At 61.8% G+C, this 10,857-nt stretch carries 11 protein-coding genes; 2 read left to right on the forward strand and 9 right to left on the reverse strand.

Translation table 11 applies throughout. The features are described from left to right. Window positions 1-84: 84 nt before the first annotated feature. Window positions 85-903, reverse strand: a complete 819-nt coding sequence (locus tag BSY240_RS01580) for a class I SAM-dependent DNA methyltransferase (protein ID WP_069041192.1) — start codon at window positions 901-903, stop codon at window positions 85-87. A 126-nt stretch (window positions 904-1,029) separates the two neighbouring features. On the opposite strand from BSY240_RS01580, the gene BSY240_RS01585 reads away from it, so the two are divergent. Continuing rightward, window positions 1,030-1,767: a DUF2270 domain-containing protein gene (locus BSY240_RS01585; RefSeq protein ID WP_069041193.1), complete on the forward strand. Its 738-nt coding sequence runs from the start codon at window positions 1,030-1,032 to the stop codon at window positions 1,765-1,767. Window positions 1,768-1,769: 2 nt separating this feature from the next. Here BSY240_RS01585 and BSY240_RS01590 read toward each other — a convergent pair whose 3' ends face one another. The 4 genes from BSY240_RS01590 to BSY240_RS01605 all read right to left on the reverse strand — a co-directional run bounded on the left by BSY240_RS01590 (window position 1,770) and on the right by BSY240_RS01605 (window position 4,726). Continuing rightward, the gene (locus BSY240_RS01590) at window positions 1,770-2,036 is read right to left on the reverse strand and encodes an usg protein (protein WP_054151049.1); all 267 of its coding nucleotides are present in this window, start codon (window positions 2,034-2,036) and stop codon (window positions 1,770-1,772) included. Window positions 2,037-2,211: 175 nt separating this feature from the next. Then, on the reverse strand, window positions 2,212-3,042 hold the full coding sequence (locus BSY240_RS01595) for an ABC transporter permease (RefSeq protein WP_069041194.1): 831 nt from the start codon (window positions 3,040-3,042) through the stop codon (window positions 2,212-2,214). Further along, entirely contained in the window at window positions 3,039-3,842 is an 804-nt protein-coding gene (locus tag BSY240_RS01600; RefSeq protein ID WP_069041195.1) for an ABC transporter permease, read from the reverse strand. The genes BSY240_RS01595 and BSY240_RS01600 overlap by 4 nt, the downstream gene beginning before the upstream one ends. Before the next feature lie 110 nt (window positions 3,843-3,952). Then, the gene (locus BSY240_RS01605; RefSeq protein WP_069041196.1) at window positions 3,953-4,726 is read right to left on the reverse strand and encodes an ABC transporter substrate-binding protein; all 774 of its coding nucleotides are present in this window, start codon (window positions 4,724-4,726) and stop codon (window positions 3,953-3,955) included. Window positions 4,727-5,086: 360 nt separating this feature from the next. Between BSY240_RS01605 and BSY240_RS01610 the strand changes: the two genes are divergently transcribed. Further along, window positions 5,087-7,366 (forward strand): OmpA family protein, encoded by a 2,280-nt coding sequence (locus BSY240_RS01610; RefSeq protein WP_069041197.1) that lies wholly within the window; start codon window positions 5,087-5,089, stop codon window positions 7,364-7,366. Between the two features lie 66 nt (window positions 7,367-7,432). Here BSY240_RS01610 and mobB read toward each other — a convergent pair whose 3' ends face one another. Genes mobB through BSY240_RS01630 form a run of 4 tightly spaced genes read right to left on the reverse strand, consistent with a single transcriptional unit; the run spans window position 7,433 to window position 10,722 of the window. Further along, window positions 7,433-7,954 (reverse strand): molybdopterin-guanine dinucleotide biosynthesis protein B, encoded by a 522-nt coding sequence (gene mobB, locus BSY240_RS01615; protein WP_069041198.1) that lies wholly within the window; start codon window positions 7,952-7,954, stop codon window positions 7,433-7,435. Continuing rightward, window positions 7,951-8,577, reverse strand: a complete 627-nt coding sequence (gene mobA, locus BSY240_RS01620) for a molybdenum cofactor guanylyltransferase MobA (protein WP_069041199.1) — start codon at window positions 8,575-8,577, stop codon at window positions 7,951-7,953. Before mobA ends, mobB begins: the two co-directional genes overlap by 4 nt. A 4-nt stretch (window positions 8,578-8,581) precedes the next feature. Continuing rightward, the gene (locus BSY240_RS01625; protein ID WP_069041200.1) at window positions 8,582-9,787 is read right to left on the reverse strand and encodes a multidrug effflux MFS transporter; all 1,206 of its coding nucleotides are present in this window, start codon (window positions 9,785-9,787) and stop codon (window positions 8,582-8,584) included. A gap of 29 nt (window positions 9,788-9,816) precedes the next feature. Next, window positions 9,817-10,722: a DMT family transporter gene (locus BSY240_RS01630; protein WP_069041201.1), complete on the reverse strand. Its 906-nt coding sequence runs from the start codon at window positions 10,720-10,722 to the stop codon at window positions 9,817-9,819. Window positions 10,723-10,857: the final 135 nt, after the last annotated feature.

The following is a 10,857-nucleotide window of genomic DNA, read 5'->3' on the forward strand; positions in this document are numbered from 1 at the left end:
CTTTTTGTCAGGGGAAGCCTAGGGATCGGGCGCTTCTTGGCTACTAATCGCATGCAGCCTTGGGTGGAAAATACATCCTTGGGTTTAGGTTGTGGTCTTTTTCGCGACGACCAGATGCCCTGGCGACGGGTTGCCGTCCTGCATGCGTACGTTGATGTCGGTGATCTCGACCACTTCGAAGCCTGTCGCGGCCAGTCGTTCACGCACATAGGTCTCGGAATGTACGAAGCGCTGGTGCGGGCCGACCATGAAGGGCCTCCCGGCCATGATGTCGTCCGGCATCGTTTCGGACGAGAAGACGAAGATCCCGCCGTCGCTCATGTTCTCGGCAGCGCCAAAGAAAAGCGGTTCGAGGGCGCCGAGATAGGGCAGCACGTCGGTTGCGGTCACGAGGTCGAAGGGTTCGTCGTCATTGTCCTCGAGGAAATCCTCGAGTTCGGCCACATAGAGGGTCTCGTAGAGATCCTTTTCATGGGCGATCTCGACCATCTTTTCGGAAATGTCGATCCCGGTCATGTCGTCCACCACGTCGCGCAGCGCGCCGCCGGTCAGGCCTGTGCCACAGCCGAGGTCGAGAAGGCGCTTGAACGGGCCGAGACCGAGCGACTGCAGGCGCTGGCGGACCATCATCGGCACGGTGTAGCCGAGCTGTTCGACGAGAATGTCCTCGAAGGCTTCGGCGTGCTGGTCGAAGAGCGTCTCGACATAGGCGTCGGGTGCTTTGGGCGGGGCTTCGCCGCGGCCAAGTGCAGCAATACGGACCGATGCGCCGCCGTGGTCATCGGGGTCGATCGCCAGCACTTCCTCATAGGCCTTGACAGCTGCGTCGATATCGCCTGCCTTCTCAAGGGTGAGTGCGCGGTTATAGGCTTCTGCCAGGGCTTCTTCGTCGATCTTGGCCATGTAAGGCTCCTGTTATCGCGGCCGCTCATCGGGCCTTTGCCGGTCGTCTAACGGGTCAGGCCGAGCTTGGCAATGCAAACGGAACACTGCGGGGGCTCTTGGTGTTTCCTGATCAGGGAGCTAAGCATGGAACAAACGTCTGAGGATAGGTCCGACATCCTGCCGCTGGAGAGCGCAGAGCCCGCGCGCCTCGCACCGGCCTTGCCGGCGAGTTCGGCCGAGAAGGCCAACATGATCATCCACTATTATCGGGGCGAGATCGGTCGCATGACGAGCTGGCGCGACCGGATAGACCGAACGACGAACTGGTCTATGACGGTCGTGGCGGGCCTTTTGTCCGTTTCGCTGTCAACGCCGTCGTCGCATCATGGCGTGGTGCTGTTCGCCATGCTTCTGGTCTCGGTCTTCCTCTTTATCGAGGCGCGCCGCTATCGCTTCTTCGATGTCTACCGGGCGCGGGTCCGCCTGCTCGAGCGGCACTATTTCTCCCAGGCGCTCTGCCCGCAGGCCGAATTGAAACCCGATTGGGCGGCGGCGATCGCGGCCAGCCTTCGACGGCCCGTCTTCCTGATGGCGTACCGCGAAGCACTCTTCCGTCGTATCCGGCGAAACTACATCTGGATGTATCTCATTCTGCTTCTCGCCTGGGCGCTTAAAATCTCCAGCCCGAAGCTGCAACAGAACGAGGTGCCCGCCGAGTTCGTCAGCAGCCTGTCCCAAATCGTCCAGAACGCCCATCTTGGACCGCTGCATGGCGGCATCGTGCTGGCGCTGGTCGGGGCCATCTATATCGCGCTGCTCCTCGCCATCCTATACCGGGAGCCGAAAGATGGCGAAATTGCCCATGGCGAGGTGCATGTCTGATGTCAGTGCAGAATGAACTCGCCTTTCAGTGAACGCCATTCGCTGGCCGCGATCATCCTCTTGTGCACATAGGTCACCGAGTGGAGCGGGCCTTCGATCTTGTCCTGCCAGAAGCGCAGGAAGCCGCGCATCTCCGGAAAGTCCGGAGCCAGATCGTAATGCTGCCAGATATAGGTCTGCAGCAGGGAAGGATGATCGGGCAGGCGGTAGAGGATCTGGGCGGTTGTCAGCCCGTAACCCTTCAGCATCAGTTCCATTTCGCTGTTCATGTGCCGACGTTCCCCGTGTTCTCGTGGAAGACGGATCGACGCGGGCGGTGTCATCGCTTCCGCGACCGACCGGGGCCGCGACCGACGCGGGCCCTGACATGATGGAAACATCGGTTGGTGAAGGAAGTGCTAATGAAGGCGGTTGGCGACCCAAGACGGGGTCGCCAACCGATGGTCAGCGTTTCAGGTGGCGGGTCAGGCGCGCCTCGATCGCACCCCATGCGTGGCGCAGCGCCTCGACGATGGCGAGATAGAAGATCGCCGCCCAGAGATAGGTCTGGTAGTCGAAGGTGCGCGAGAAGGCATAACGGGTCTGGCCCATGAGATCGAGAACGGTGACGACTGCGACGACGGCCGAGCCCTTGATCATGAAGATGATCTCGTTGCCATATGGGCGAAGGGCGACGATCAGGGCCTGCGGCAGGATGATCTTCCAGAAGGTAATCGACGTGGGCAGGCCAAGAGACTTGGCACCTTCCGTCTGACCACGCGGTACGCTTTGGATCGCACCGCGCAGGATTTCCGCCTGATAGGCTGCCGTGTTCAGCGTCATGGCAAACAGCGCGCAATACCAGGCCTCGCGGAAGAACCACCAGAGGCCGATCGCTTCGATCTGCGGACGGAATGAGCCGAGGCCATAATAGATCAGGAAGATCTGCAACAGCATCGGCGTGCTGCGGAAGACATAGACATAGGCGTAGGCCACCGTGTTCAGGATCGGGTTCCGCGCCATGCGGGCGAAGGTGACGGGAAGAGAAAGGAGCGCGCCGAGCGTGATCGACCCGAAGGTCAGCATCAGGGTGGTGGCGAGACCGTCCAGGTACCGCCAGCCATAGCGCTCGATCTTTGCCGGATCCCAGCTCGATGCGAGGTACAAGACAAGTGCGAGCCCGAGAACAGCCCAGAGAGTGAGGATTCCATAGCCGGCGACGCGGGCCAGGTTGATGCGGCTTGCCTTCACCGGTGGCGCCGGGCGGGCAGGGATCATCTCCAATGCGTGGGTCATCGGCTCGCCTCCGCGCGGTTTGCCCAGCGTGCGATGGCGTTCAGGCCGATCGAGGAGACTGTGGCAAGCACGAGATAGAGAAGGCAGGCGATCCCGTAGAACATGAAGGCTTCCTTGGTCACGCGCGCCGCCACACCGGTCTGCCGCACGATATCTGCCAGGCCGATGACCGAGACGAGCGCCGTATCCTTCAGGAGCACCAGCCAGAGATTGCTGAGGCCCGGGAGGGCGATGCGGATCAACTGGGGCACGATGATCAGCCACATGGTCTTGCGCCTCGACAGGCCGACCGCGCTACCGGCCTCGTACTGACCGCGCGGGATGGCCTGGAACGCCGACAGCAGAACTTCCGAGGCATAGGACGAGAAGACGACGGAGAGGGCGATCATGCCGGCCACGAAGGCATTGATCTCGACGCGTTGGTCGATCCCGAGCCAGGTCAGGACGGACTGGACGAGAATCTGGAAGCCGAAATAGACGATGAAGAGTGTCAGGAGTTCGGGCAGCCCGCGAAAGATGGTCGTGTAGACGCCGGTCGCAGCCCGTAGGCTCCATTCACCCGATTGGCGCGCCAGTGCAATAAGGAAGCCGAGGGCAAGACCGACGGGCAGTGTCGCAAGTGCCAGCGAGATCGTCACCTTGACGCCGAAGGCAATCTCGTCGCCCCAGCCGGTGTCACCGCATCCGACAAGCGTATCGGTCGCCAACAGCCGGAAGAGCCCGACGGGACCACAGAGCGGATCGAACGTGTAATTGATCCATTCCCAGATCGAGCCGAGCGCGGAAGACAATCCGCCCATGCCATTCCCCCTTGGCGGTTTTTCCCGCCTTTTCATGTCGTTGCAGTTCAAATGCAAAATGGCGGAAGTGTTCGACTTCCGCCACTTGGTTTTATCGGTCTATCCCGGGATCACTCGCCGTAAACGTCGAAATCGAAATACTTCTTGTTGATTTCTTCGTACTTGCCATTGGCACGGATGCCGGCGATCGCTGCGGTGAACTTGTCGGCCAGCTCTGTCTCGCCCTTGCGGACGGCGATACCAGCGCCATCGCCGTTGATTTCGACATCAACCGGAAGCGGCGTCAGGATCTTGCAGCAGGCGCCGGCTTCGGTCTTCAGCCATTCCGAGAGAACGACGATATCGTCGACGACGGCGTCAACGCGGCCGCCTTCGAGGTCGAGCTTGTATTCGTCAGCGGTCGGGTAGAGCTTCAGTTCGCTGTACGCCATATGCTTTTCCGCATAGTTGGCATGCGTGGTCGAAGACTGGGCGCCGATCGTCTTGCCAGCGAGGCCGGCTACGTCGGTGATGGTCGAATCCTTCGGCACGGCAACGGCCGGCGGAGTGTTGTAGTACTTCTTGGAGAAGTCGACCTTCTCCAGACGTTCCGGGGTGATCGACATGGATGCGATGATGGCGTCGAACTTCTTGGCCTGAAGGGCTGGAATGATGCCGTCCCAATCCTGGGTGACGAATTCGCAGGTGACCTTCATCTCCTCGCAAAGCGCCTTGGCGATGTCGATGTCGAAACCAGACAGCGAGCCGTCGGCTTCAAGGTTGTTGAAGGGCGGATAGGCGCCTTCGGTGCCGATGATCAGCTTTTCCTGCGCCATGGCCGAACCGGCAAAGAGCGAAAGGGCAGCGATCGATGCTGCGGCCAGAAAACGTGTCGGAATACGCATGAGATCCTCTCTGTTGGGTGGACGCCGTTTGTTGTTTTGAGGCGGCTGTCCGTGATCGTGTGGTATAGTCGACCACACTTGGGCCCAATATTCGTCTGGTTTCGCAGCCGAAATCAACTACAAACCGCGTGATCGACGAAATTTGCCCCCTTAATTCCACCAGGGGCCACGGAAGACATTTTTTTGTTCAGCCCGGTGTTGTCTGGTGGAGCAAAAGCCGCTCCAACTCGTTCAGCCACGGTTAATTATGAGAAATCTAGTTTGGCCACAGCTTCGGTTCGCACAATCGAGCACGCATTCAACAGCACGGACCCGGATGACACTGTCACCGGCCCGTGCGTAGGGAAGGAAACGCAAGGTATGTTCAACAAGAGATTGCTCAACACAGTGGCAATCCCGGTCCTGTCTGTCGCGGTACTGGCGAAGCCTGTCGCTGCGTCTGTCACCGGACATCCAGAACGCCAGACGCAGACGCGACAGGCTGAAGAACAGCTGATCCAGCTGGCCCAGGCCGTCACCTGCACGGATGGCTCGGAAGCGCCTGATGCTGAGACGTGCGCTGCCCGCGATGCCCAGGCGGCGGCTGAGGAAGAAGCACGCCGCCAGGCCGAAGCGGAAGCTCAGGCTGCCGCCGAGGCGGAGGCGCAGCGTCAGGCTGAGGCAGAAGCCCAGGCAGCCGCTGAGGCGGAAGCTCAGCGTCAGGCCGCTGCCGAAGCGCAGGCCGCCGCCGAAGCAGAAGCTCAGCGTCAGGCCGAAGCCGAAGCCCAGGCAGCCGCCGAGGCGGAGGCACAGCGTCAGGCCGAAGCGGAAGCTCAGGCCGCCGCCGAGGCAGAGGCTCAGGCAGCAGCAGCAGAAGCAGAAGCCCAGGCCGCTGCAGAAGCGGAAGCTCAGCGTCAGGCCGAAGCAGAAGCTCAGGCTGCCGCAGAGGCCGAAGCCCAGCAGCAGGCTGAACAAGCGCAACCTGTCGAGGAACCGCAGGCCGTGACTTGTGCCGATGGTTCGCAGGCAGCCTCAGAAGCTGAATGCCCGGCTCCCGCAACTGAGCCGACCGAGGAGCCGCAGCCCGCTGAAGAACAGCCAGCCGAAGAGCAGCAGCCGACCGAGGAGGAAGCTGCACCCCAGCAGACCGACGAGCAGGCTCCTGCCGCCGAAGAAGAGCTGCGCCCCGGTCAGGACGCTGCAGGCGAACAGCCGGCGACCGAAGGCGAAGTGCCTGCCAATCAGGCTGAACAGCCGGCCGACCAGCAGCCCGTGGAAGAGCAGGCAACCGGTGAGGACGTACCAGCCGAAGGCCAGCCGGAAGGCGAGCAAGTGCTCGTTCCTGCCGTAGAACCGCCGGCTGATCAGCCGGTGCAGGAGATCACCGACACCCGCACGACCGAAGAGAAGGAAGCCATCGCCGAGGATCCGTCCCAGACGTCCGAGACGGTCGTTCTGCCGGTTGAAAACGGTGCAGCCGTCCTCGACAGCGACAAGGATGCCGACAACACGGGCGGCGAGGGTGTGCGTGAGCAGCGCAACGAATTGCGTGCCCAGGAAGATGTGGCGCCGCCGCCGGAAACCGATGCTGAGGCTCAGGTCGAAACGACCGCCGCCGATCAGGAGACGATGCAGGCGACGATTGCCGAGCAGGGCACGACGCTTGATGCTGCGCCGACCTTCGAAGTGCCGACAACCGTCGTCAACAACGTGTCGAACAGCACGGTGACCAACAATGTCACCAATAACGTCACCAACAACACGATCGTGCAGAACAACGTGGTCAATCAGGTCACAGAGGTCCGGGTCATCGAGCAGATCGATAACCGCACGGTCATCAATGTCGGCGACCGGATCGTTGTTCGTGGCGACGACCGCGAACGTCTGCGCTACGATGCCGAGGAGACCTATTACGAGCAGCTCCCGCGTGGCCGCACGCGTGAGACCATCGAGCGTGCCGACGGCAGCAAGCTGGTGACGGTGTACAACCGTTACGGTGACATCATCATCCGTTCGCGCATTTCTCCGCGCGGTCGGGAATATGTACTGATGTATTCGCCGGAAGCCGACAGAGAACGTCCGACCATGTATGTCGACGTCGGTCTGTCCTTGCCGCCGATGCGTCTGACCATTCCGGTCAGCGACTACATCGTCAGCACAACGCGTTCGCCGGACCGGGACTACTATGAGTTCCTCGGCCAGCCGCCGGTCGAGCGTGTCGAGCGCGTCTATTCGATCGACGAAGTGAAGTCGTCGGCGCGTATCCGCGACAAGGTTCGTCGTATCGACCTCGATACGATTACCTTCCCGTCGGGTTCTGCCGAGGTGCCGCTGGAACAGGCTCGTACCCTGCGCAAGGTTGCCCAGGCGATTGAGCAACTGCTCGAAAAGGATCCGGGCGAAGTCTTCCTGATCGAAGGCCATACGGACGCCGTCGGTTCGGATCGTTCGAACCTCGTCCTTTCCGACCGGCGTGCAGAAACCGTCGCGAACCTACTGACCGAAGTTTACGGCATCCCGCCGGAAAACATGTCGGTCCAGGGCTACGGCGAGCGCTTCCTGAAGATCCGCACGGAAGCGGCCGAACAGCAGAACCGTCGCGTCGCGATCCGCCGCGTGACCACGCTGGTCCGCCCGGCCGGTGTGTCGAGCAACGATTGATCGACCAACTGACGAAACGAAGAAGGCCGCCGGAGCGATCCGGCGGCCTTTTCTGTCGGGGGTATGTCAGGACAGCGGTGGCAGCTCCGTGACCGAGGCGATGAAGTCGGCAATCGCCGTGGTGTCGTCGAGGTCGAAGACCGGCAGATCGGTGTCCTCGACGCGGTGATCAGCCGCGATCGCGCGGATGTGCGGATCCGTTGGTGCCAGAGGTTCTCGGTTGGCGGATGCTTCCCGACGCGCTTCGATCTTCGGGACGGGCTCTCGCTTGTAGCCTTCGATCAGCACGAGGTCGCAGGGGCCGATGCGGGCGAGGATTTCCTCGAAACTCGGTTCGGGAGCGCCACGCAGCTCGTGCATGATGGCATAACGGGTTCCGGACACGATGACGACCTCGTGGGCGCCGGCCTCGCGGTGCCGATAGCTGTCGGCACCGACCTTGTCGATGTCGAAGTCATGATGGGCGTGTTTGATGGTCGAGATCTTGTAGCCGCGCCGGGTGAATTCCTCAACCAGCCGCACGGCAAGCCCGGTTTTTCCGGAATTTTTCCAGCCGGCAATGCCGAAAATGCGCGGGGTTTTGGTCATCTTGAACCCTGATCGACGATGGCCTCGGCGATTGCGAGGTCGTCGGGCGTATTGATGTTGAAGAAGGGGTCGACTGGACCAAAGGGCCCTTCGTAGGGGTCGAAATCCACAACCTCCACCGGGTGGCGGGCGACGTAGTCGAAGACGCGGCGATGCTTCGGGTCATCAAGCCAATGTTCGAGATCCTCTGCCAAAGCGACCGGCCAGAGCGCCGTGATCGGATGGGTGCGGCCGTTGCTGGCTGCCAGCACGATCACTTCGCTTCTCGCGACTTCTGCCAGGCGCATCACCAGATCGCTGGGCAGGAAGGGCGTGTCGCAGGGGGTGGTCAGGAGATGCGTCGCCGCATCAGGTAATTCGGTAAATCGCTTCATGCCTGCCAGCACTCCAGCGAGAGGACCGGGCCGGTCGGGACGCGTGTCCGGGATCAGCGGGAGACGCGCTGCAAGCGGATGTCCTTCAGAAGCGTTGAGGTAGACTGCGGAAGCCTGCGGCTGCAACCGTTCGGCCACCCTTAGGGCTAGCGGTATCGCTCGCAGTTTCAGTTCCGCCTTGTCTGCGCCCATTCGGCGTGACAGGCCGCCAGCGAGAATGACGGCGGGAGGTCGGAACTCGTGCGTCATAGGCTCACCGCTCTTCCCCTGGCGCAAAGCGCAGGAAAACGACCGCGACAAGTGCCAGAATGCAGCAGGCGAGCATGACGAGAAGCAAGGGCATGGCGCCGGTTTCGACCGACAGGATTCGGGATGCAAGCCAGGAGACGAAGGCGCCGCCGCCCATGGTGATCGCGCCACCGAGCCCGGAAGCCGAGCCCGCGAGTTCCGGCCGGACGCTGACGATGCCGGCATTGGTGCTCGGCAGGGAGAGGCCATTGCCGAAGCCGACCACGACCTGCGGGGCGAAGAAGGCTAGATAGGAGACATATCCCTGGGCAAGCAAGATGATCGGAATGGCGGCGCCGACCAGGGCGACCACGCCGCCGACCAGCATCATCATGTCTATGCCTGCGCGGCGAGCGAAACGTCCGGACAGATAGTTGCCGGCGATATATCCAGATGCGATGAACATGAATTGCAGGCCGAGCATGCTGGGCGTCAGGTCCATCAGTGTGCCGCCGACGAAGGGTGCACCGCCGAGAAAGGCGAAGAAGGCGCCAGACGTGAAGGTGCCGGCCATGGTGTAGCCCCAAAAGCGGGGGGACGCGAGAAGCCGTGGCCAGGCCCGGAACTGCTCGGAAAAACTGCCGCTCTTCTGGCGGTTGGTCTCGCCGAGATCGCGGTAGACGAGCAACAGGACGGCAAGTGCTGCAATCAGGATGGCTGCGAAATTCGAGCGCCAGCCGAAATTGTCGCTGAGCACGCCGCCGAGCGTCGGGCCGACCATCGGGATGAGCGTCATGCCCATGGTCACATAACCGATCATCGAGGCCGCTTCGTCCATGGGGACCATGTCGCGGATGATGGCGCGGGAGAGAACGAGACCCGCGACCACAGCCGTCTGGATCATCCGGGCGAATGTCAGGACCTCGATCGAACTTGCCAGCAGGCAGACCAGCGAGGAAACGATCAGGATCAGCAATGCGCCGATCATCACCGGTCGCCGGCCATAGCGATCCGACAGAGGGCCGATGACTAGCTGCACCAGCGCGGTCATCGCAATATAGCCTGAGACCAGGACCTGCACACGGTCGTAGTCGACGCGCAAATCGAGGGCCATGGCCGGCAGCGCCGGCAGAAAGATGTTCATTGTCAGGGCCGACAATCCGGCAATCGCCACGAGACTGACGATATGCGGGGCCGTGGTCCTGTCGAAAAAGCGAGACTGCTGCTGCACGCTCAAATGTCCTTGCACTGCAAACGAGATCAGCCCGGGGAGGCCGGATCGGCGCGGCGGGCGAGGGCCGCCTTCCGCTTGCTCTCGCGATAGAATGTGTAGAGGCCGGAGCCGATGACAATGGCAGCGCCGACGACCATCCAGACATCCGGCACTTCACCGAAGAAGATCATGCCGAGCAGCACCGCCCAGAGCAGGCTGGTGTAGCGGAAGGGCGCGATGAAGGAGATCTCGCCGGTGCGCATGGCCATGATGATCGCCTGATAGCCGGCAAACAGGAAGATCGAGGCAAAGGCGAGCTTGCCGAGCGCGCTGCCGGACATCGGTTGCCAGCCACCAAAGGCTGGAATGAGCAGCAGGCCGGCAAAGGAGATGGAGGCTGCGGTGAAAAGGGTGACGGAGAGAGACGAGATGCTCGGATCGATCCGCCGCGTGACGAGATCACGGCCGGCTGCGGTGATCACGCAGAAGACGATGTAGAGGGAGGCGAGCGTAAAGCCCTCAGGGCCTGGCTGGATGATGACGAGCACGCCGATGAAGCCGAGACCGATCGCCGTCCATCGACGCCAGCCCACGGGCTCCTTGTAGAACAAGGCGGCGCCAAGGGTCACGGCCAAAGGCAGAGACTGCAGGATCGCCGAGGCATTGGCCAGCGGCACCTGGCCGAGTGCTGCGAGAAAGGCGACGGCTGCGACCGTCTCGAAGGCGATGCGCAACAGGATCAGGGGCTGCAGGATGTTCTTGATGTGGTCGAGCGCACCCATGCGGCGCGCAACGATATAGACCAGAACCGCGGTAAATGCGCCGCGCACGAACATGATCTGCGCCACGGTCAGTTCAGCGGTTACCGATTTCGTCAGAGCGTCGTTGAAGGTGAAGCCCGCCATCGAGATCGCCATCAGAAGGGCGCCTCGGGTGTTCTCGGATAATGCCATGCTCGATTCCCGTGCGTACCCGCCGGTTCTAGACCAAGGAGCACGCGCGAGAAACCTTATTCCAGCTGTTATGGCCCTGAAACGATGCTGCAGTGCCAAAAACGCGGTATCCGGTTAACCTTTGCTCAAACTCCC

Source organism: Agrobacterium sp. RAC06, assembly GCF_001713475.1.
GTDB lineage: Bacteria > Pseudomonadota > Alphaproteobacteria > Rhizobiales > Rhizobiaceae > Allorhizobium.

What these genes read in the sequence shown, in the direction of transcription:
- mobB (WP_069041198.1), bottom strand. Translation starts at nt 7,954, where the DNA reads ATGACCAAAACCCCGCGCATTTTCGGCATTGCCGGCTGGAAAAATTCC.
- BSY240_RS01600 (WP_069041195.1), bottom strand. Translation starts at nt 3,842, where the DNA reads ATGGGCGGATTGTCTTCCGCGCTCGGCTCGATCTGGGAATGGATCAAT.
- BSY240_RS01610 (WP_069041197.1), top strand. Translation starts at nt 5,087, where the DNA reads ATGTTCAACAAGAGATTGCTCAACACAGTGGCAATCCCGGTCCTGTCT.
- BSY240_RS01595 (WP_069041194.1), bottom strand. Translation starts at nt 3,042, where the DNA reads ATGACCCACGCATTGGAGATGATCCCTGCCCGCCCGGCGCCACCGGTG.
- BSY240_RS01630 (WP_069041201.1), bottom strand. Translation starts at nt 10,722, where the DNA reads ATGGCATTATCCGAGAACACCCGAGGCGCCCTTCTGATGGCGATCTCG.
- BSY240_RS01580 (WP_069041192.1), bottom strand. Translation starts at nt 903, where the DNA reads ATGGCCAAGATCGACGAAGAAGCCCTGGCAGAAGCCTATAACCGCGCA.
- mobA (WP_069041199.1), bottom strand. Translation starts at nt 8,577, where the DNA reads ATGACGCACGAGTTCCGACCTCCCGCCGTCATTCTCGCTGGCGGCCTG.
- BSY240_RS01605 (WP_069041196.1), bottom strand. Translation starts at nt 4,726, where the DNA reads ATGCGTATTCCGACACGTTTTCTGGCCGCAGCATCGATCGCTGCCCTT.
- BSY240_RS01585 (WP_069041193.1), top strand. Translation starts at nt 1,030, where the DNA reads ATGGAACAAACGTCTGAGGATAGGTCCGACATCCTGCCGCTGGAGAGC.
- BSY240_RS01590 (WP_054151049.1), bottom strand. Translation starts at nt 2,036, where the DNA reads ATGAACAGCGAAATGGAACTGATGCTGAAGGGTTACGGGCTGACAACC.